This is a genomic window from Streptomyces sp. WY228 (genome assembly GCF_019287315.1).
Classification (GTDB): Bacteria; Actinomycetota; Actinomycetes; order Streptomycetales; family Streptomycetaceae; genus Streptomyces; species Streptomyces caviscabies.
This window is the reverse complement of record NZ_CP079114.1, coordinates 5,898,232-5,919,117: the sequence shown is the minus strand read 5'-3', so window position 1 is coordinate 5,919,117 and position 20,886 is coordinate 5,898,232. Positions and strand designations below refer to the sequence as shown.

Sequence of the window (20,886 nt, the reverse complement as noted above, 5' to 3'; positions counted from 1 at the left end):
CGGATGGAAGCAGACCGGCCGAGGATGCCCGGCCATCGGCCTACGGTAACCGGGCGGCGGCACGAGCCTGCTCCCGCCTCACACGTCGAGCTTGCGCCCCGCGTACGCGATGCGGAGGGTGCGCTCCTCGTGGAGCAGCCGGAAGTGCATCCGGCCCGGCTTCGGGAGGAAGTCGCAGTGCCAGTCGAAGAGGTGGTTCTTGCCGTCGGCGTCGGGGAACCAGCACAGCCTTCGGCGCGACTCGAACTCGGTGCGTACGTAGGACCGCCACTGCGGTGCGATGGGCTGCCGGGCAGGGTCCCAGTCGCTGACGGCGTCCTGGAGCTCCCCGAGCCGCTCCCCCACGGGCCGCACCCACACCTCGGCCAGCTCGGCGAAGTGCTGCTCGGCGAGAGGGGTGAACTGGAGAGTCGGGAAGAGTTCCGGACAGCGTGCCCATAGTTCGGTACCCGACCGCAGGCTCTCGACGGCCTTCTGCCGTGCGGAGTTCGCCCCGCGCCGGATCCACGGAAGGTGGGTGGCGACGTGCTCGCGTCGGGCGGCGTGCACCACGTCGACCTCGGTGACGGCCGATCCGCCGTCCTCGTCGTCGACCAGTTCCTCGCGTACGAGCGTGAGCCGGTCGGTGTCCCAGCGGGAGTCGACCGGAAGCGAGATACCGAGTCCCCCGGTGAGGTGCGCGGCCCCGAGACCTTCCACGGCGTCGCCGTCGTGCCGGTACTCGACGTCCGCGTGGGTCTCCCCCTCCGGGAACGCCTCCCGGAGCGGCCACTTGGACTGGAGGATGGCCAGCCGCTGCCACAGGTCCTTGGTCCCCGGAGACCCGATCCACTTCTGGATCGCGTGGCCCTGGGCAAGCTGTAACGCCGTCACCGGCTCTCCGGAGACGAGCAGCGTTCCCGCTCGGTCCTCCCTGGCCACCGCCAGGACCGCGCGGACCATGTCGGTCATGGCCCGGTTGACCCGGTCCGGGTCGGCCTTCGTCCCACAGGACTTCTCGTTCAGGAACAGCTGCGGCATGTCTCCCCCTCCGCCACGATGTCGGTGCGCCTCACCCCGCCCTCCCCGGCGGGCGTCAGCCGATGAGCTGGTCGAGCGTGTTCTCCAGCTCGTCGAAGAAGCCCGGGGGCCACTGGTCGAGCATGCCGTCCGCGTCCACCCGCGGGCTGACGAAGTCCACGCCCGTGCCGTCCCCCCGGAAGTAGTGGAACACCGCCTGCTCGGGAGTGATCCGTCCCTGCTTGACGGCGAGCCGTACCCCGTTGATCACGTGGTCGCTGTGACTTTCCATGATCACCTGCGCGCCCTGCGCGGCGGCCGAGGCGGCGAGCGTGGCCATCTGGGTCTGGCCCTGCGGGTGCAGGTGCGCCTCCGGGTTCTCCAGGAGGATCAGGGCACCGCGGCGGGCACTCAGACAGGCGACGACGATGGGCAGGACATAGGTGAGGCCGAAACCGACGTTGCCGGGGCGACGGCGCTTGGTGGCGCCGAGCGTGCCCCGGAAGCCGTACGAGAGGCTCACGGCGTCGGTGCCCTTGATGGCGTCGGCCTGGATGTCGACTCCGGGGCAGAGGTCGCCCATCCAGGCGGCGGCCTGGTCGATCAGCAGGTCGGAGGCGGCCTTGGGGTGGCGCAGCGGCCCCTCGGGGACCGGATCCTCACGGTGGTGGCGGAGGTAGTTGACGGTGTGCTCACCGCGTACGCCGAGGAAGCCGCGGCCGATCGCCGCCTGGTGGTCGCGCGGGTAGAACTCGGCCGGCGAGATGCGGTCGGCGTGGAGGTACTGGAAGGGCGCGGTGAGGAACGCCGGGGTCACCGCCTCGGGGCCGGCCGGTCGCTCCCGTTCGCCCTCGGAAGTGTCCGGGAGGTCCGCGTCGGCCAGCGGCAGAAGATTCTGCTCGGCCTCGTACGCGGCGGTCCACCCGTAGTGGTACGCGCCCTCGTCGACGGCAAGTCCGATCCGGGGCTCGTCCTCCGGGAAGTCCTCGTGGAGGACATCCTCACCGGTGCCGAGCCCGACGAGTTCGCCGTTGAGGAGGAAGCCCCGGCCCGCCACGTTCGTACGGCGTCCGGCTCGCCTCTCCTCGGCCGTGAGCGCGGACAGCACCAGGTCGCCGGACTCGTAGGACTGGCGCAGGAGCCCGATGGACTGGAGCACGCTGCTCTTGCCGGAGGAGTTGAGACCGGTGAGGAGCGTGAGCGGGCCGAGCGGAAGCTCCGCATGCTGGAACGCCTTGTAGTTGTGCAGCGTCAAACGGTCGATCACGGTGCGGCTACCCCCCGGAACAGTCGTGCCACTTCTTGGAATCGGGTGCGGATCCTCGCCGGGCTCCCGGTCCCCACCGAGATCGACCGGTCGAAGTCCCATTCGCCCAGGAGTCGGAAGAACTGGTCGTGCACCGCCGGACGGGACGCTACCAGCCGGGCCCGCTCGTCATCATCTAGAAGGGCGAGCTGGACGGAAATCGTCTCGAACAGGGCCTTGTTGATGACGGGCGAGCTGCGCTCGCCTCGCCGCCATTTCCGGAAGGCGTGCTCGCCGAACAACTCCCGGGCACACCGCATGGCGGTCCGGAACTCCCGCGCCAGCTGATCCCGTCGCTCGTCGGACAGGGCGTTGATCCGGTACATGGAGTCGATGAGGAACTTGTTGAAGTCGGTCTCGGAGTGCTGGGACGGGTTGGTCAGACGGAAGGCGAGGAAGCGCAGCACCATCTCGCGGTCGGCCATGCGGGCGTCGGAGACGCTCCACCGGGTGGCCTCCCCGAACGACGGTTCCTCTGCCAGGTCCGCGAGGAACGTCCGGACCTTCCCCCCCACCAGAGCATGCCGGAGCTCCTGCGGCGTGAGCGGCATGCCGCCGGTGTTGATCCTGGTGAAGACGTTGTACTTGACCTTCTCCGGGGTGCCCTGCTGCATGATGTGGACGGTGAGCTGGGTCTCACGCAGCCGGATCCTCATCCGTCCCGTGAGGTCCTGGTAGGTGCTGCCGGCGAGCTGCCACAGGTAGTCCATGCCGCGCAGGGTGAGGGGTTCCAGGCCGGTGATGTCCGGCTCCATGAACCGGGCGATGGCGGTGAGCCGCTGGACGCCGTCCACCACGGCCCACCGGTCCTCGTCGCCTTGGGCCATGTGGAAGTTGGAGATCGGGATGCGCAGCAGCAGGGATTCGATCAGGCGGCTCTGCGCACGGTCGCTCCAGATGCCGGAGCGGCGCTGGAAGTCCGGCGCGAGGTCGATCATGCCCTCCCGCAGCCGGGAGAGCAGCAGGTCCACGGTCGTGGTCTCGGTGTGGATCCGGATGTTGTCGGGCCGGAACGGGGCGGAGGCGTCATCGGCGTCCCGGTGGGCGCCGTGCTCCTCCCCTTCGTCGTCGGCGGGAAGCTCCAGCTCGACGCCGGTCGGACGGCCGTCCGATCCGATCTCGATCGGCGGTCCGAGCGGCAGGAGCAGCGAGTCCGGCTGGTCGATGTCCTCGGCCACGGCGTAGCCCCGGGTTCCCAGGGTCCGACCGCTCTCGACGCCGGCCTGGTTCCCGCCGTCCTCGTCCACCGCCATGGCACCCGCAGCCCTCTGTCCGCCGCCACCGCCCTGTGCCGTGCCGTCCCCGGCCCAGCCTAGCGAGGGGGCCGGGGAGTGTCAGCGCGACCGCCCGACGCCCGTCCGCAGCGGTCGGCGGTCGGCGCTCGGTCCGACTCCTTCAGCCCGTCCGGGCGGTCGCCCCTTCGAGGTCCAGCTCGGCGACGACGGTCTTGCCGACGGGAAGCCGGTCCAGGACCTCCCAGCGGTCCGCGAGCGCCTCGACCAGCAGCATCCCCCGGCCGGTCTCGGCGAGCGCCCCGGGCCCGGGCGGGGGTACGCCCGGGGAGGGCGGACGGCTCTCCCCTCGGGCGTCGGAGACCTCAATGCGCAGGGTCACGCCCAGGAGCCTGAGGGAAACCTCGAAGTCACGGCCGGGAATCCGGCCGTGCGTGACGGCGTTGGCGGCGAGTTCGGCGACGAGCAGCGCGGCGGTGTCGGACGCGTCGCCACCGTACGGCAGCCCCCAGGCGTCCAACTGCTGGAGGGCGAGCCTACGGGCGAGCCGGGCGCCGCGCGGGGTGGAGCGGAAACGCTGGGTGAACACACGTACGGTAACGGAATCCGTTTGTGTCACGGTGGCGGTGACTGGTGCTGTCATAGGCCCAAGATCCCGCCTGGTACGGCGGGTTCACCAGTTCTGAGGCACGTACGCGGCAGCAGCGTACGCGCTGTTCGATGGACAGTACGCGTCACGGCGCGTGACGATGACGAGCGTCGGAATCGGTCCGGCGGTGGGTGGTACGGAAGGTGTCCTGCGATGGCCGGTGAGCACACGGACTGCGGTACGGGAGCGTCGGGCGGCGGGGAACCCGAGGTGTCGGACAGTCTGCGCACCTTCGGCGCGTTCGTCCAGGCCTTACGCGAACACGCGGGCCTGAGCCGGGAGGAGTTCGGCACGCTGGTCGGCTTCTCGAAGCACACGGTCGCCTCGGTCGAACAGGGCCGGCGGATGCCGGACATCGACTTCGTCGAGGGGGCCGAACCTCACCTCGGCAACACAGGCGCACTGCGCGCGGCGGCGCCCCATCTGTCACGGAAGCCGGGCCTGGCGAGCTGGTTCCGGCAGTGGGCCCGGCTGGAGGCGTCGGCGATCAGCCTGTACACCTACGAATGCCGAGTGGTGCCGGGCCTGTTGCAGACGGAGGCGTACGCGCGAGCCGTCTCCCTGAACGTCCCGCCACTGCCGGACCCGGCGGAGCTGGAGCAGCGGATCGCGGCGCGGCTGGCCCGGCAGGAACTCCTGGCGGTGACGCGGAAACCGCCGACGGCGTTCAGCTTCATCGTGGAGCAGGCGGTGCTGGAGCGGTGCACGGGTGGGAAGGACGTGACGCGGGACCTGCTGGACCACCTGGTGGAGTTGGTGGAGCGGAACTGGAACGTGGAGTTGCAGGTGATGCCTACGGTGAGGGTGAGCCATGCGGGGCTGGATGGGCCCTTGCAGTTGGCCGAGACGCCTGAACACCGGTGGTTCGGCTACTCGGAGGGGCAGAAGAACGGTCGTCTGATCGCCGACTTGAAGGAGATCAGCGTGCTCCAACAGCGCTATGCGAAACTGCGTTCACAGGCCCTGACCCCCGAGGAATCCCTGGGCCTGCTGAAGCGGATGCGAGGAGCGCTATGAGCACGTCCGAACTGGCCTGGTTCAAGAGCAGTTACAGCGGCTCCGAAGGGGACAGCTGCGTAGAGGTGGCGCAGGGCACGCAGGCGGTCCATGTCCGGGACTCCAAGGACCTGCGGAGCCCCGAACTCGCCGTCTCCCCCACCGCCTGGGACGACTTCGTCACGTACGCCGCGCAGAGCTGAGCCTCACACTGTGCCCCGCACCGGAGTTGTCCGGTGCGGGGCACAGCCGTTCATGCGGCGGGCGGCGCCCACTTCCCCTGATCGATGGCCTCCTGGAGACGCGTGGAGAAGTAGGCATGCGCCTCGCGCATCTCTTCCTCGCGGTTGGCCTTGTAGAAGGGGGCGGTGTAGCCCTCGGGAGGCTCGGACCGTTCCTTGTTCTGGTAGGCGAGGAAGTGCTCGTAGTGCTCTTTGGTCTGGCCGAAGCCGTAGGTGTAGCGGTTGCCCGCGATCTTCCGTTCGTTGGCGTCGAACCAGGTGACGGAGTCGAAGTCCTGCATGATCGGGAAGCGGGCCTTGTACATGGCGACGAGCGCGTCGGCGCTCACGCCCAGCCAGACGGCCACGAGTGCGTCGATCTCCACCAGGGCGGCTCGCCGCGCCCGCTCCGTACGCAGAGGAGTGTTCCGGTTCCATGTCGGGCCGACTGCGTGCAGTGGTTGCAGCTCTGGCCATTCACACGCCCAGGGTTCGTAGGCGGGCCAGGTGGGGTCGTAGAGCTCTTCCCACAGGTCCGCGTAGGCGTTGGTGAGGCAGTTGAGGCGGAGGGTGCGGAGGAGTAGGGCCGAGGACAGTGGATGCTCAGCGTGCGGGGCCAACATTCGGCGAGCTGGTGCCTTTTTCAGGTGCCCCACGCCTGTCGTTCGAAGCAAGTAGTCGACAGGCAACCCGGTCCAGAAACCGGCCGTCAGCGCACTCAAGCGCACGCCGCCAACGATCGCGCTGTGCACAAGGTCGACGTGTGCGGCTCCTGGCGGAACAAGCGCCACATAGAGGCTGCGCTCCGTATCAGGCGCGATCATCTCCCGCCATGCCACCCTGTAGAACTCCGTATACGGTCGCCGCAACCGCCTCAGCAGCTCCGCCTCCGTCTGGTCCTCGGTGATCTCCGAAGGCTCCACTCCAAAGCGCCCGGCCGCCGCCCCCCGCGCCCGTGTCACCTCACGCTCGGAAGCCTTGAGCTGCTCCAGAGTCCTGCCGTCGCTCCATACGTCCTGTGCGGCCCGATACGCCTCGGGCTTCGCGACGTACACGTACTCGGACTCGGGTACGGCGTCGTCCGCGAGGGTCATCGGGTTGAGCCCAAGCACTTCGCCGCCGCCCTGGCTCGGCTGCTTGAACAGGGGGTTGGCCAAGCCGATCTGCGGCCCCTTGAGAATCACCTCGGACCAGCCAGCCGGCCGACGAACCACGCCCGCCCTATCGGGCACGTTGTAACCGATGAGGTTATCGTCCTTGGCTGTCTTCTCGTTGTAGCCGCTGGTGATCTGAGGCTGGCACGTGCTAAGGCGCAGCGGATAGTCCGCCAGCGCCCTGATCGCCTGCTCCTCCGCCGTGCTTACAGGCGAAAGCAGCCTTGCCTGGCGTACAGGCTGGGTCTCATCACCAGTGAGTCTCTGCCACCGGGCGAGCATCGCTTCGTTCACACGGACGACCCGCTTACGGTGCGGGCGTTCATCCCAGCTGTCGCCGTAGCGGACCCCGGGATCAGGAGCCTTGCCGTCATCGTCAGCCGAGAGGCGCAGCGCGTCTACCGAGAAGAGCCACGAGAGGTGATCGAACCCGACCTCGCCCGCCCGACCGTAAACATGCACGCCGAAGTGGCTGGACCGTCCAACAGGCGGCGGGAAGAAGCGGTTACCCGCGTTCACGAAGTCACCGTGGATGCGGAGCCGCGTGTATGCGGCCTCTCTCAGGCGCCCTTCCTTGTCACCGCTGAAATGAGAGTCCGGGTGCACCAACCCCACCGTTCCCTCACGAGCCAGGTGAGCCCAGGTTCGGCACATAAATGCTCGGTACAGGTCAGGCCGAGTGCCCGAGATCAGCGGATAGACCACAGCGCTCCCGAGGACTTCCGCCGTCCCCGCTGTCGCGGTCAGGTAGCGTAGATACGCCCAGCGGTGATTCGCACTCGCCAGAATCTCGCTCTTTCGGTCCTTCCGATCCCCGGCCGACTGCTTCTCACTCAGCTTGAACCACGGATCGACTTCCGCCAGAACCGCAGCCTCGTCCCAGTCCGGCCGCACCCAAGGCGGGTTCCCCACCTGAAGGTCGAACCCGCCCGCCGCCCCCCGGAACACATGCGCGAAGTGCAGCTCCCAGTGGAAGAAGCCGTGGCCGTCCTCCGCCCTTATGTCCTTCTCCGTCGTGCCCGCGATGTCCTCGACCGTGTTCAGCCACGGGTAACGGAACGGGAGCAGCGCCGCCGACCGCATGCCGAGGAAGCCCTCCAGGCGGTCCTCCACATCACCCAGAACCTCCAGTGCGTCGTCCGGGCTGAGCTTCTCGATGCCCGAGAGCAGGGACTCCTCCGGCATGTCTGACGTACCGAGAACAGCCTCCAGGAACTCCAGCCAGTCGCCGAAGCTCTGGAGCGGCACCACCTGGCGCTCCGGCGGACGGGCGGAGCGGGCCGGCCTTCTGGCCGCCGGAGTCTTCCGTACGCCCCCGTCCGAAAAGACCAACGCCTCGCCCAGCTCGTCCTGCTCCCCGTCCGGGTCGTCGAACAGTCCGGCCGTCCGCCACAGCTGGTCCCCCGGCGCCGGGCCGGACGCGGGCTCGGCAGGAGCCACCGGCTCCGCCCGCTCCGGTGCGACGGCCTCCGCCGCCGTCCCAGGAACCGCCGCCCCACCCACAAGGGCGCCCCCCGTGCCGTACACCGGATCGCCGCCGTCGAGTTCGCCGACCCGGTCCAGCGGCCAGAACCACAGCGCGCACCAGGCGTCCATGACCGTCTTCAGCCGCCAGTACGGGGTGCCGTAGCGGGTCAGGTCGTCCAGGACCTTCTGCTTGTCCTCGGCCTCGGTGGACTGGTCCAGCCAGTCGGCGCCCCAGACGTCGACGCGGCGGGCGACCGCCCGTTCGGAGAGTTCCAGCCGGGTCGCGACCAGGGACCACAGGAACTCGGCGCGCCGGGCCACGCCTTGGAGGCGCCCCAACTCGGTCTTGTCGGCCGCCTTGCGCCACCGTTCGTATCGCTTGCTCCGGGCCTCGTCGGTCTCGTCGCCGCGCTCCTGGAACGGCTTCGGGCCCTTGGGGGCCTTCTGGACGCCCTTCCGCCAGCGACCGAGCGCCTTGGCCTCGGCCTCGGCGAGCTTCTTGGCCTCCGGTTCGGCGGCGACCGCGCCCCAGCCGACGGCGGGCAGCAGGAACTGGTGCACCGCTCCCTCGGGGAGGGGGCCGTCGCGGAACGGCAGGTCCGTGGGGGGCAGGGGGTTCTTCTTGGCCAGCCAGCCGCCGCCCGTGAGGGTGTCGGCCTTGTAGACCTTGCGGCCCGCGCCGATGAGGGAGTTGCCGCGCCGCAGGTGGAGGCCGAACCAGGGGGCCCGCATGCCGGGGTGCATGGAGTTGAGCCAGAGGGAGACCTCGGCCAGTTCCACGGCCGTGGCGTTGAGGTCCACGCCGTAGGCGTTGTGGAGGGCGACGTACGCCTTGGTCTTCTGGAGCTCGATCTGCCGGAGTTCGGGGTCCACCTTGCGGCCCAGCTCGCGTTCGCGGCGGCGCAGGTACTCGGCGGCGACCTGGTCGATGGCCTCGTTGAGGAACGCTCCGGAGCCGAGGGCCGGTTCGCAGATCTTCCACTCCAGGAGTTCCCTGGCCGGGGTGGTGGTGCCGTCCTGGTCCAAGCGGTGCCTGAGGGCCAGTTCGACGGTGACCTCGGTGAGGGACTTCGGGGTGTAGTAGGAGGCGGAGGTCTGGCGGTCGCGGCCGGCCAGCCGGTAGACGAAGGAGCCCCTGGGGTGGGCCACCCGCTCCCGGCGGCCGGTCTCCTCGTCGGTGCGCTTGACGAAGACGGCGTCGTCGTAGTCCTGGGCGCGGGAGGCGGGGACCATCCAGCTGCCGTTGGAGGGGTCGCCGCCCTTGGCGACCTCGTACAGCTCCTCCTCGGCGATGAAGCCGGTGTAGGACATCAGGCCCTCGTACACGGCGCCGAGCTGGTTGATGCCGAGCTGGGCGTACGAGATGAAGCCGCCGCGCTCCCTGCCCCGGCCCTTGGTGAGCATGAGGCGGCGCAGCACCTTGTGCAGGGTCTCGTTGCGCAGCCGGGTGTCCAGGAAGGGGCGGCGGCCGTCCGTTCCGCCCTCCTCGTACGCCGGGTTCTCGATCTGGTCGTCCGAGATGAGGCGGACGGCCCTCTTGGCGAACAGTTCGGAGCGCAGCGCCTCGAAGCGCAGGCCCGCGCTGGTGGAGCGCGCGGCGGCGCGACGGGCGCGGTCGGCCTCGCGGATGCGGTCGGTGTACTCGGCCTCGGTGATCGTTCCCGCGGCGAGCAGCTTCGCCGCCTCGCCCTCGGCCTTCGTCGCCTCGCGCGCCGCCTCCTCCGCCGCGAGGTCCTCGGGCTCGGTGCCGTAGCGGCGGTGGCCGTTCTCGACCTTCTCGAAGAGCAGGTCGAGCGACTCGTACAGGTGGAAGCCGCGCCGGGAGCGCTCGCCGACGAGGTCGCGCAGGACGAGGTCCCCGAGGCGCTGGAGCCCGTACCCCTGCTCGTACTCCGGGTAGTCGGAGGGCAGGATGCCGAGGGCGGGGCTGGCCTCGGCGTACAGGAGGAACAGGATGCGGTAGAGGTAGCGCAGCGACTCGCGGCTGAGTTCCTTGGCGAGCCGGGCCGGGTCGTCGAGGTCGGCGGGGGCGACGCCGTTCTCCGGTTCGCGCAGGCGGTCCAGGACCTCGTTGGCGATCCACTCGACGCTCAGCCGCAGGCCCTCCCGCAGTTCGGTGGAGACGCCGACGGCGTGTTTGCCCGAGCGGTCGAGGAAGGCGGCGAGCGGGGCGGTGCCGCCTTCGGCGGGGGCGCGCAGCGAGTCGGAGCCGAAGAGGGCGGCCAGGGTGTCGAGTTCACCGCCGTGGCGGTCGTCGCGGCGGTGCAGGGCGGCGTCGAGGTCGGCGGCGAGGTAGCGGCCCTCGGGCCAGGCGAGGCGGTCGGCGAGGACGATCACCCCGCCGACGAGCAGGAGGACGTGGCGCGGGGGCGTGTCGCATGTGAAGAGGAAGTCGGTGAGGGCCTTGGCGTCCGTGAGGTCGGGGGCCGAGGTCTCCGTCCGCACCGGGTGGAGCAGGCGGCCGGCGCCGTCCGGGTCCAGGGCCGCGTCGGATTCGGTGGTCCAGCCGCAGCCGACCGCGTACAGGCCGGGTTCGGCGTGGAGGACCTGGATGTCGTAGGCGCGGTCGGTGCTGTGGACGGTGACGGTCTGCTCGTGGGCGTCCGTGTACCCGAGGGCGCGGAGGGTTTCCAGGTGGCTCTCGGTGTACCGCTTGCGCCACCCCTCGGGCGCGAGCGCGGCGGGCTCGGCGAGCGCGGCGGCGTCCTGGGCGAGCGCGGCGCGGCCCGCGAAGTAGGGGCCGTGCAGGGCCCGCAGCCCCTCCCGGGGAGTGCGGGCGCGCGGCGGTACGGCGTCACGGTCGAGGCCCTCGCGGGCGGCCTCGGCGACCGCGTCGGCGTGGCGTCGGCGTTCGGCCTCCTCGAAGGCCGCCCAGCGGGTGAGGAGGCCGTCCTTCGCCTTCAGGTCCTTGGGGAGGACTTCGGCGAGGTAGTGCGGCGAGAGGTAGTCGCCGTGGTTGACGAAAGAGTCGTACGTCACGTCAGTTCTCCGCCTGGGCGTCGGACGGGTGGGCGGCGGACGGGCCCGGTGAGCCGGTCGGAGAGGCCGGGTCGGTTCCGGGGGCGTCGGGGGTGCCGGGGCGGTCGAGGACGGCGAGGACCCGCAGCAGCGGGCGGCCGGTAGTCTGCAACTGGTCCAGGAGGCGGGCCAGTTCGTCGGCGGTCTCCTCGACGAGGCGTTCGCGCCGGTCGGTGACGCCGGGCAGCAGGGAGTCGGTGCGCCAGCGGGCGACATGGGCGCGGTAGGCGGCGAGGGGCCCGCTGATCCGTTCCTCCCACTGGGCCCGGCCCGCGTCCAGGTGGTGGCGGGCGGCGGCGACGGCGGCGGGGACGAGGGCCTGGAGGCCGTCGGGGTCCTGCGGGCCACCGGTGCGGGCGAGCCTGGGGCCGACCTTGGCGTCGCGCAGCACGTCGGCCATGGGGCGCACCTCGGGCGTCCCGGTTCCGTCGGGGCGCAGGCCGCCCACGGCCATCCAGCGGACCACGGTCGGGCGGCCCAGGGCGTTGGAGTGGATGCCCTGGACCAGGAAGACGGGGCCGTCGACGTGCGGTGTGCTGATGACCGGGGCCTCCTGCCGGCCGAACTCGACCAGCACCTTGTCCGTCAGCCACTCCACCACCGGGTGGATGTCGGTGAGGAAGGAGACCTCGGGCCACATCGTGGTGCTGCTGCTCCTCGCCTCGTCGAGCTTGCGCTGCGCGAGGGCGCGGTCGGAGGTGACCAGCATCCGGTCCGCGACGCGCTGTTCCCTGAGGTAGGAGGGCGGCAGGGCCTTGAGGCGGTGGAGCAGGTCGGGAGCGAGGGACGGGGAGAGGGAGAAGTAGCCGCCGCCCTGGGCATCGGTGCCGGAGGCCAGGCCGATCAGGTCCGCGGCGCGCTCCTCGTACACCTCGTCGAGGGCGGTGGCGACGAAGTCGGCCGTGTCACCGTCGAAGAGCGAGATCAGTTCGGCGCGGGCGGGCAACTCGTGCTCGGTGACGGTGTCCACCTGGCCGAACAGGTCGGCCAGCGCCGTGTCCTCCTCGGCGGGCCCGGAGTCCAGGAACTCCTCGACCGTGCCGCCCCGGACCAGCTCCTTGATGAGGCGGCGCTCCTCCTCCTCGGCCCGGTAGAGACCGGACACCGCCTCGGCCGTGCCGTCGAGCTTGTGGGCCTCCTCCTCGCGGCGCAGCAGCTTCTCGGCGACCGTGCGGTCGTCCTTGGCTCCGGGGGTGGCCGAGGTGAGGATCAGCGCGTGGAAGCGGGGCTCGTGCTTCTGCCCGTACCGGTCGATACGGCCGTTGCGCTGCTCGATGCGGATCAGGGACCAGGGGATGTCGTAGTGGACGAGGTGGTGGCACTGGCGGTGCAGGTTGACGCCTTCGGAGGCGACGTCGCCGGTGAACAGGAGCCGTACGGGGGTGTCGGCGAGGCCGAACGACTCCAGGACCTTGGCCTGCTCCTCGTCGCTGAGACCGCCGTGCATCACGGCGACGGCCTTGGACGTGCCGTCGGCGCCCACCGGGAGGCCCAGGCGGGCCGGCACGACGTCGGCGAGCCAGGTCAGCGTACGGACGCGTTCGGAGAAGACGACGGCCCGTGTGGTGGACCGGGGGCCGACCCCGATCTCCTTCAGCTGGGCGACGAGCGCGTCGAGCTTGGCGGAGTCGCCGGGAGCGGTGCCGTCGCCCATGCCGTCGACGATCTGCCGGAGCCGGGCGAGCGCGGCCTGCTCGGTGGCGATGGCCGGGTCGGGCAGTTGCCCCTTCTCCTCGGCCCTGCGGACCCGGTCCTGGAGGGAGGCCACGCGGTTCGTGACCGTCTCGCCCAGGGCTTTGTGCGAGGACAGGAAGGTCTTGAGCAGGTTGTAGGCGAAGACCGGTTCGACGGCGACCGGGACGGGGTCCTGGGCGGCCGTGCCGAACTCCGTGCTCGCCGCCATGGTGGGGATCCAGTGCTCGGCCAGTTCGGCGAAGACGCGTTCCTCCGCCTCCGTGGCGGCGCAGTGGAGGGAGACCGTGGGCCCACGGTCCGGCCACTCGGTGCCCATCTCGTCCCGCACCTCGGGGCTGATCTTGGTGCGCCGGATGTAGAGGTGGCCCAGGTCCTCGGCCGGGTCGTAGTGGTCGCGGTCGGCGATGGCGGCCGGGTCCAGCAGGGAGATCAGGTCGGCGAAGGACCGTTTGTCGCCGTTGTGCGGGGTGGCGCTGGCGAGCAGCAGGGCGTCCGTGCGCGGGGCGAGGATCTCCGCGAGGGCGCGGCGCTGGCTGCCCGGGTTGATCAGGTTGTGGGACTCGTCGATCACGACGGCGTCCCAGCGGATGCGTTCCAGGTGGTGGCGGTAGCGGCCGATGTTCTTGAGGGTGTCCACGGAGATGATCACGCGCTTGTAATGCGTGAACGGGTTGCGGCCGGAGGGCAGCTCGCGCTGGACACGCTGGAGGCCGAGGGAGTCCAGCCGTACGAGCGGGATGGAGAAGCGGGTCCACAGCTCGTGCTGGAACTGCTCCAGGATGCTCTGCGGGGTCACGACGAGAATGCGCTCACCCCGGCCCCGGCGGATCAGCTCCGCGAGGGTGAGGCCGATCTCCAGGGTCTTGCCGAGACCCACGACGTCGGCGATGAGGACCCGGGGGCGGAGGTTGCGCATGGACAGGGCGAGTTCGGCGGGGCGCTGCTGGTAGACGAGCGGGTCGAGCAGGAAGCGGTCGGCGAGCGCGAGGCCTCGTTCCGACTGGGGCAGCGGTGTCTTGCGCAGGGCCGCTTCGAGGAACAGGCGGCTGCGCCGGAAGTACGAGGAGGTGTCGGGCACGAGGCGTGTCTTCTCCGGGTCCAGGAGTTCCACCGCGTCGATGCCGCTGAAGAAGACGGCCTCCTCGTCCCGGACGAACTCGGAGACGCCGACCGCCTCGATGCGCTCCCCGTCGTGGTCGGTGGTGGTGGTGTTGCGGACCAGCCACTCCTCGTCCCGTACGAGGATCTGCGCGCCCGGCGGGAACCGGGTCCCCTCCTCCGTCGCCCCCTGGTCGGTCACTCGCGGTCCCTTCCTCTTCCCGTGCTGCGTGCGCTCTCGCCGATGCAAGTCTGTCACGGCGGGAGAGGACGTCGTACGGGATGGAACGGGAGGGCCGAAGGGCTCCCCGGGCAGTGCGTCGCACCTGTCTGGGCGGGGAAGGGCCACGGCTCAGAAACGTGCCTCGCGGGCGTACGCGGCGCGCATCCCCTCGGCGATCCTCAGGGGGGCGGCGGGCCGGACGGCCGTCACCCCGCCCCGTGGTCTGCGGGTGTCCGGACGCGCGGGCTCGGCGGCCCGGTGGGCGGAGGTACCTGCCCCGGGGGTGACCTCGTCGGGGTCGTCTCCCTCCTCGCCCGCTCCGTCCGCACCGTGCTGCCCGGCTCCGGAGGACGCCGGTGCGCCTTCCCGCTCGTCGTCCTCGGCCGCCGCCTGGTCGAGGACCGCGGGCGTGTAGGCATCGGCGTCGGCCGAGGGAGCGGGTGCCGGAGGAGGGAGTTGCGGCACGATGATCTCGGGCGTGAGGTCGGTGAGGCGCCGCTTGGCCTGGAGGGCGGTCATGACGTGCCAGCCGTTCGATGCTGCCAGGGAGGGGCGGGCGTCGGGTCGGACGCCAACATGTCCGTGATCAGCGGGGGCCAGCTCGGGAGGGGCGGTACGCCCGCCATGTCAGGAGGGTCGCCGGGTCCTCGATCTTGAGGGCGACGGCCTGCCAGGTCGGTCCGCCGCCGCGAGGCGTACGTAGCGCGGTCGTGCGTCGGGTCCGCAGCACGGAGCGGGTCCGGCCGGAGGAGGGAGTTGCGGCACGATGATCTCGGGCGTGAGGTCGGTGAGGCGCCGCTTGGCCTGGAGGGCGGTCAGCCCCTGCTCGCGGATGACGTGCACCAGCCGTTCGATGACCTCGGCCAGGGAGGGGCGGGCGTCGGGGTCGGACGCCAACATGTCCGTGATCAGCGGGGCCAGCTCGGGCGGTACGCCCGCCATGTCGGGAGGGGTCGCCGGGTCCTCGATCTTGAGGGCGACGGCCTGCCAGGTCGGTCCCTCGTACGGGTAGTGCCCGGTCGCGGCGTAGAGGAGCACCGCCCCCAGCGCGTACACGTCGGCCGCCCGGTCCAGCTGCTGCTCGCCCCTGGCCTGCTCCGGGGGCATGCACAGGACGCTGCCGACAACGTAACCGGTCGCGGTCAGGGCGGTACGGCGTTCCGCGAGCACCGCGAGACCGAAGTCGATCACCTTGGGACCGTAGGGGGCGAGCAGGATGTTCTGCGGCTTGAGGTCACGGTGGAGCAGCCCCGCGTCATGGACCGTGCCGAGCCCCTCCGCGAGCAGCGCGCCGAGGCTCGCGGTCTCCGCGAGCGGCAGGGGCCCCTGGCCGGCGACGAGGGTCCGCAGATCAGGTCCGGGGACGTACTCGACGGCGAGCCAGGGCCGGTCGGCATCGGCGTCGGCCCCGACGAAGGCCGCGACGAAGGGCCCGTAGACCGTGCGCAGGCTCTCCACCTCGGACAGGAAGCGCGCCCTGGTGTCCTCGTCGAGCACGGAGGACTTGATGACCTTGACCGCAGCCTGGTGGCCGGCCGCGGACTCGCCCAGGAACACCTGGCCCATGCCTCCGGAGCCGATCCGGCAGACGAGGGTGAATCCCCCGATCTCCGTCGGGTCGTCGTCCCTCAGCGGTTCCACGGTGCCATGCCTCCCCCTCACGGCCGGCTGCCCCGCCGTTCGGTGCGGGGGATCCGGCAGGACAAGGCAGCAGTCTATGCAGCTCCTCCGTCGCCCCGTGCAGCCTCTTCGGCACCCGCGCGGGCCTGGGCCGACTCGACCGTGTGCGCGAACCACTCCAGGATGCCGCGGAGCTGCTCGCCGTGTTCGGCGAACACCTCCAGCGGGAACGCGGGACGCAGGTCCAGCTTGGCCGCCGCCAGGTCGATGCCCTCCACACCGTTCAGGCGGGCCATGAGCTCGCGCCGGAACTGCTCGTCGTCGAAGGGCGGCCGACGCCTGAGATGCTGGAAGACCACTTCGACGGTCCCCGTCACCGGATACAGGGCGAGGGGCCACACCGAGCGCGCCCGGGAACCGGCCAGGGGCAGTGTGGGTGAGCAGCTGGTCTCGCTCCTCCTGCCGTACGTGAGCACGCCGCCCCGTTCGGTCCAGAACCGCAGGCACGAGAGGACTCCCGCGACCGTGTCCGGCGTCTGGTTGTCGTGCAGCAGCTTCTCGAAGCGGGTGGCCGCGGACTCCCCTTCGGCTCCCGCCCCATCGGACTCGGGCGCGGGTGCCTCGTTCCCGAAGTCGTCCCTGCCCACCAGCGTCGCCAGGTCGGAAGCCGTCAGGCGGTGGGAGCGGCGGGCGCGGCCCCGGTCGTCGAACCGTACGCCTTCGCTCTCCAGCACCGCGCGCGGGTCGGAGGCACCCGTGTGCCCTTCCGGCCAGCGGAAGCCGGGAGAGATCTTTCCGTCCGCCATCAGCACGCGGTAGGCGCCGTGCAGGGCGGGCCTGGTGCTGATGTGGTTACCGACAGCGACGGCGTGGGTTCCGATGAGGCTCGCCAGGTCGCCGTAGGTCGTCCACGTGCCCGCCGGCATGCTCAGCAGTGCCTGGCGCAGCTCGCCCCAGCCGGCCCACTCGGCATCGGCGTGGACCACGCCGTCGAGGGGGCCCGGCCACAGGTCCAGCGCCAGCTCGGCCAGTTCGTCGGCGCGGGAAAGGATCTCCGCCCTGCCCCAGCGCTCCACGCCCGCGATGCGCTGGTTCATCCGCAGAGCGCTTGAGTCCAGGATCTGCTGCTTGCGGTGGAAGGGGTGGTTGGAGAGTCTCGCGTTGTCCCCGGAAAGCGTCAGGTTGCCGAGGGTGTGTACCAGTTGGGCGTGCAGCTCCTCCGGGCTCTCGCTCTCCCCGGCCTCCTCGGCGAGGAGGTCGAACCACTGCTGAGCGGGCCGCTGCGGCAGGACGTGCTCGACGGTGAGCTTCGCCCTGGTGAAGTCGACCGGTTCGCTGGCGCCGAAACTCTCCTCGAACCGGCGCAGCACCTCGAACCGCTGGTTCGACCGGCCGGACTTGTAGAAGGGACGGCTGCGGATCGACTCCCGCACGACGGCGTCGGAGGGCCAGACGCCGGTCCCGGTCCTGGCGGACAGGGCGTGGCGTACGGCGTCGGCGAGTGGGCGCCCGTTCTCCAGTTCCCGCTCGACCTCCTTGGGCAGTTGCATGAAGGTCCGGTTGTTGCCCGTGGTGGAGTTACCGGCGAACAGACGCCGGACCAGGTAACTCTCGGCGTAGGAGAGGGCAGTGGCGGCTTCGCCGGGTGTGCAGTCGCCCTCGTCCAGCCGGTCGAGCAGGAGGAGCGCCAGCGGGTAGTGTGTCTGACCGCTCCAACGGGCAAGGCGTTCCAGGACGTCACGCAGACGCGGGTCGCTCTCCCGCCACGGTTCGACGATCCGCATGAGGCGGCCCGCCCTCACCCGCAGCCGGAGGACCTCCGCCTCCAGCGCCTCCTCGTCGGAACTCAGTGGTTCGAGGCGCTTCTTCTGGTCCCGGTAGATCTCGCTCTGTTTGGCGCGGCTGTCGCCTCCGACGACCAGGTCGAGCCAGACGAGGAGCTCCAGCCTGCTCGGTCCCAGCAGTTCCTGCATCGGAAGCCACAGGTTGCGGTAGACGGCCTCGCCACGTCTGGGCAGGCACATGAAGAGGTAGTTGCGCAGCAGGTCGCTCTGGCTCAGGCCGACGCCGGTGTTGTTGATGGACTCGAAAATCCGGTAGACGTTGTCGCCCTCGGCTGCGGTGATCGACACGATGGAGAGAAGGTCCCGGAGGACGGACTCCACGGCACCGATCCACTGCTCGCCGGACCCGTCCTCCTCGGCGGTCTCCTCACCCTCGGTCAGGACAGCGAGGAAGTACCGGTAGGCGCCGCCGATGTTCCCCGCTCCTCCAGCCGTGGGGAGGGAGTCCACGCAGGCGATGAACGCTTCCCGATCGGCCTGCGTGGGCAACAGGCGATAGTGGTCGTTCCCGTCCTGGTAACCGTTGACCAGGATCAGGTCGTGAATGCGGGCGGCCTTCTTCTCGCGCCCACAAGCCCGGTGCCGGTCCCGCAGTGCGGTGAAGGCGAGCATCAGTGTGGTGAGCCGCTGCTGACCGTCCACGACGAGCCAGCGCTGCATCCCGCCCGCCGCGACCCGCTCCGGCGCGAGCACGACCGACCCGAGAAAGTGTGCCGCCGGCTCGTTGCCCGCCCGCTTGTCCTCGACGAGTTCCAGGACGTCGTCCCACAACTGGCTCAGCTCGTCACGCTGCCATGTGTAAGTGCGTTGATAGAGCGGGACCTGGAACTGCGTCTCGCCATGGACCAGTTTACTGAACGTCGTCTCCTGGGCGTGCACGCGCGCCCCTCCCCGCTAGCTGTGTCGCCGACCCGCCATTGTGCCGCATACGGGCCCGTCCGACGCAGAGATCTATGACAGCGAGAGCCAGAGGGTGTCCCGCTACAACACCAGTGGTTCCCTGCACCAGGACTGGAACACGCTGACCATCCTGCGATCACAGACCATGCCACCCATCAGCCTCGGCGGAGGTCGCCGACGTTTCTCGGCGCGCGCCCGCCCCGAGGCCGCCCCGCACAATATGAGGGACTGCGTTCTTGAGCGATTTCGGTAGAACCAGCAGCACCAACAGACACAGGCAGTTTCAAGACCTCCTACCCCCACCCAAAGCACGATGTCTCGCCAGCTCTCAATACGGGCCCGAAATACGTGAAAATAGCAATGATCCTTTCAGCGTTGCCTCTCCAGGGTGAGGATCGCGGCAGCGATGTCCGTCATGCGGTTCGGGTTGTGGCGGCTCCAGCGGAAGATCCGCCTGGACTTCAGGCGGGCGGTGCCTCGTTCGACGGGAGCGCGGGTCTGGGCAGGCGCCCGGTTCAGCGTCCGTTGGGTCGGTGACAGTTCGCCGTTGGTCGGGCGGCGGGTGGTGGCGCAGGAGCCAGCGCCGGTGTAAGCGCGATCGGCGACGAATGGGATGCCCTGGCGTTCGCGGATTCGGGTGATGCAGTGGGTGCGTGCGGCGGTCAGATCGTGGGCACGGACCCGGCAAGGCAGGCGAGATCCGCAGAAGCCGGCCTTCGGGATCGGTGGCTACCTATGTTCACGCCGTGGCGCCGATACTTGTGGGAGTGGTCGGCGGGTCCGTCGCCCAGGTAGTCGCACTCGCTGAGGTGCCGTCCAGGAGTACGTAGTCCGGGTCGTTCTCGCGCAGGGTCCTGAGTAGGCCCGGCGTCCAGTAGGCGAGGAGCCGCACGACGGCGGTGGCGTGGGCAGTGCCCACAGATATGCCGAACCCAGCGGCGATCTGGGCGAGTGCGTCGTGCTTGCGCAGATAGGCGTGCGCGACGAGGGCGCCCTGGTGCGGCGGGAGTTCGCAGCGGCGGTCACCCTCGCGGGTGACGAAGGCATCGTTACCTACTCGACCGGCGTGTGAGGCAGGTCGAGTGCGGCAGGATAGGGAACCAACAGGACTCCTGAGCAGGCAGGTTGAGACTTCGAACACCTCATCCAACGGCACGGGGGACCTGCCCGTTACGGACACCAAGGTCATCACTCGATCGGCGGCCACGCCAGAAAGGCTCCATAGGCCTCTTCGGCGGCCACTCCAGGGAGCGAATACCGTTCCTTGGTTGACCGGTCTCTGAGCTGCGGCAGCAGCGGGCGTCGCAACACCTCAATAAAACAGAGCACTTTCTCTTCGCAGGAAGCAGACGAGTCCCCGCACGTGACGTGACGTCAATTACTGGTCCGACCTGCGCAAACACCTCACGATCGGCAATCCTGCGGAGCCGGGTGCGCAGGTTCGAATCCTGCCGGGGGCACTTCCGGATTGAAGAACCGGACCAGCAGAGGCTGGTCCGGTTTTTTCGTGTCTCCTGTGCGTGCCGCGGCCCCGTGAGGGCGAGCGGAGTGTGGTCCGGCTCGCCCTCACGGGGCTCGGCGGGTCAGTACTTGCCGTCGACCGGGATCCAGCCGGACCAGGACTCGGGCTGGTAGAACTTGCCGGTGTCGCCGTCGTAGCGCAGGACGCGCAGGCGTACGTTCCCGGTCTCGCGGTAGTCCTTGTTGCAGGTCGCCCAGGTGTTCACGCCGAGCTTGTTGACGCAGACCTCCTCGGCGCGGCCGTAGTCGGTGTAGACGCCGACGGCCGCGGACATGCCGTCCTTCTTCGTGTCGCCCGCCCAGACGATCTGTCCGCCGTCGGCGAGCGCCGGCGTCGCGGTGACGGCCGAGAGGGCGAGTGCCGACGCCCCGGCGAGAACGCTCAACTTCGAGCGCCAGTTTTCACGCATGCTTCACTACCCCCGCGCCTGACCTCTGTGGCGAGATCATCAATTATCACATGTGAACAGGGTGTGAGACTAAGAGATCGCTGTGACGGATGGAAGAGTCTTCTGTGACGTGAGAGGTCCATGGTGCGGGTGGTGTCCTCCGGCGCTCACCTCGCGGGCACGGCGAAGGGGCGGGCACACGCGTGTGTGCCCGCCCCTTCCGCGTAACGCGTTCACCGCACGGGAGGCTCCGTGGCCCGCTCCCCCTCGGTGATCTCGGAGAACGTGACGTCGACGGCGCACTCCGCCGGGATCTCGGCGGCGGACGTCGCGCACTTCGCGGGGCCCGTCGCCTCCTGACCGCCCGTCTCGGGCGGGCCCGCCCGGCGCTTGCCCGTCTCGATGTTCTCCGTCAGACCTTCCACGGAAGCCGGGGCGGTGGAGCCGGCGGGGCGGTTGGCGTCGGCGGTGTCCGACGAGGACGAGCAGGCCACGACGCCCGCCGCGGCGCACAGGACGAGTGCGGCCGAGGCCGCGACGGTGCGAAAACGCAT

The 20,886-nt window shown here is 70.1% G+C and carries 13 protein-coding genes and 1 pseudogene; 2 read left to right on the top strand and 12 right to left on the bottom strand.

Annotation, left to right across the window (positions count from 1 at the left end; translation table 11 throughout):
• Positions 1-78 precede the first annotated feature (78 nt).
• The 4 genes from KV381_RS26035 to KV381_RS26020 form a co-directional block, all read right to left on the bottom strand.
• The gene (locus KV381_RS26035) at positions 79-1,020 is read right to left on the bottom strand and encodes a hypothetical protein (protein ID WP_218786524.1); all 942 of its coding nucleotides are present in this window, start codon (positions 1,018-1,020) and stop codon (positions 79-81) included.
• A 55-nt stretch (positions 1,021-1,075) separates the two neighbouring features.
• On the bottom strand, positions 1,076-2,266 hold the full coding sequence (locus KV381_RS26030; RefSeq protein WP_145798082.1) for a DUF3696 domain-containing protein: 1,191 nt from the start codon (positions 2,264-2,266) through the stop codon (positions 1,076-1,078).
• On the bottom strand, positions 2,263-3,558 hold the full coding sequence (locus KV381_RS26025) for a DUF262 domain-containing protein (protein WP_218786522.1): 1,296 nt from the start codon (positions 3,556-3,558) through the stop codon (positions 2,263-2,265). The genes KV381_RS26030 and KV381_RS26025 overlap by 4 nt, the downstream gene beginning before the upstream one ends.
• Positions 3,559-3,700: 142 nt before the next feature.
• A complete protein-coding gene (locus tag KV381_RS26020; protein WP_218786520.1) occupies positions 3,701-4,180 on the bottom strand; it encodes an ATP-binding protein in 480 nt (159 codons plus the stop codon).
• A 159-nt stretch (positions 4,181-4,339) separates the two neighbouring features.
• Between KV381_RS26020 and KV381_RS26015 the strand changes: the two genes are divergently transcribed.
• Together KV381_RS26015 and KV381_RS26010 are read left to right on the top strand one after the other, a co-directional pair.
• Positions 4,340-5,203, top strand: coding sequence for a helix-turn-helix transcriptional regulator (locus tag KV381_RS26015; RefSeq protein WP_218786517.1), 864 nt, complete (start codon positions 4,340-4,342; stop codon positions 5,201-5,203).
• A complete protein-coding gene (locus KV381_RS26010; protein WP_218786515.1) occupies positions 5,200-5,385 on the top strand; it encodes a DUF397 domain-containing protein in 186 nt (61 codons plus the stop codon). The genes KV381_RS26015 and KV381_RS26010 overlap by 4 nt, the downstream gene beginning before the upstream one ends.
• A 50-nt stretch (positions 5,386-5,435) precedes the next feature.
• On the opposite strand, the gene KV381_RS26005 is transcribed toward KV381_RS26010, so the two are convergent.
• The 8 genes and pseudogenes from KV381_RS26005 to KV381_RS25970 all read right to left on the bottom strand — a co-directional run bounded on the left by KV381_RS26005 (position 5,436) and on the right by KV381_RS25970 (position 20,886).
• Complete coding sequence (locus tag KV381_RS26005; protein ID WP_218786513.1) at positions 5,436-11,003, bottom strand: hypothetical protein; 5,568 nt, start codon at positions 11,001-11,003, stop codon at positions 5,436-5,438.
• A gap of 1 nt (position 11,004) precedes the next feature.
• Positions 11,005-14,037 carry an SNF2-related protein gene (locus KV381_RS26000; protein WP_218786512.1) on the bottom strand — a complete coding sequence of 1,011 codons (3,033 nt, stop codon included), beginning with the start codon at positions 14,035-14,037 and terminating at the stop codon, positions 11,005-11,007.
• Positions 14,038-14,187: 150 nt separating this feature from the next.
• Positions 14,188-14,577, bottom strand: coding sequence for a hypothetical protein (locus KV381_RS25995; RefSeq protein ID WP_218786509.1), 390 nt, complete (start codon positions 14,575-14,577; stop codon positions 14,188-14,190).
• A 108-nt stretch (positions 14,578-14,685) separates the two neighbouring features.
• Positions 14,686-15,699, bottom strand: a complete 1,014-nt coding sequence (locus KV381_RS25990) for a serine/threonine-protein kinase (protein ID WP_256995153.1) — start codon at positions 15,697-15,699, stop codon at positions 14,686-14,688.
• A gap of 74 nt (positions 15,700-15,773) precedes the next feature.
• Positions 15,774-18,401 carry a DUF262 domain-containing protein gene (locus tag KV381_RS25985; protein WP_218786507.1) on the bottom strand — a complete coding sequence of 876 codons (2,628 nt, stop codon included), beginning with the start codon at positions 18,399-18,401 and terminating at the stop codon, positions 15,774-15,776.
• Between the two features lie 390 nt (positions 18,402-18,791).
• Positions 18,792-19,526: pseudogene (locus KV381_RS25980) on the bottom strand (transposase family protein).
• A gap of 479 nt (positions 19,527-20,005) precedes the next feature.
• Positions 20,006-20,353, bottom strand: a complete 348-nt coding sequence (locus tag KV381_RS25975; RefSeq protein WP_218786498.1) for a hypothetical protein — start codon at positions 20,351-20,353, stop codon at positions 20,006-20,008.
• Between the two features lie 212 nt (positions 20,354-20,565).
• Positions 20,566-20,886, bottom strand: coding sequence for a hypothetical protein (locus KV381_RS25970; protein WP_218786496.1), 321 nt, complete (start codon positions 20,884-20,886; stop codon positions 20,566-20,568).

Bases quoted from the DNA above. Each gene is read 5' to 3' on its own strand.
- KV381_RS26035 (WP_218786524.1), bottom strand. From the start codon at position 1,020: ATGCCGCAGCTGTTCCTGAACGAGAAGTCCTGTGGGACGAAGGCCGAC.
- KV381_RS26025 (WP_218786522.1), bottom strand. From the start codon at position 3,558: ATGGCGGTGGACGAGGACGGCGGGAACCAGGCCGGCGTCGAGAGCGGT.
- KV381_RS26020 (WP_218786520.1), bottom strand. From the start codon at position 4,180: ATGACAGCACCAGTCACCGCCACCGTGACACAAACGGATTCCGTTACC.
- KV381_RS26015 (WP_218786517.1), top strand. From the start codon at position 4,340: ATGGCCGGTGAGCACACGGACTGCGGTACGGGAGCGTCGGGCGGCGGG.
- KV381_RS26010 (WP_218786515.1), top strand. From the start codon at position 5,200: ATGAGCACGTCCGAACTGGCCTGGTTCAAGAGCAGTTACAGCGGCTCC.
- KV381_RS25995 (WP_218786509.1), bottom strand. From the start codon at position 14,577: ATGACCGCCCTCCAGGCCAAGCGGCGCCTCACCGACCTCACGCCCGAG.
- KV381_RS25975 (WP_218786498.1), bottom strand. From the start codon at position 20,353: ATGCGTGAAAACTGGCGCTCGAAGTTGAGCGTTCTCGCCGGGGCGTCG.
- KV381_RS25970 (WP_218786496.1), bottom strand. From the start codon at position 20,886: ATGCGTTTTCGCACCGTCGCGGCCTCGGCCGCACTCGTCCTGTGCGCC.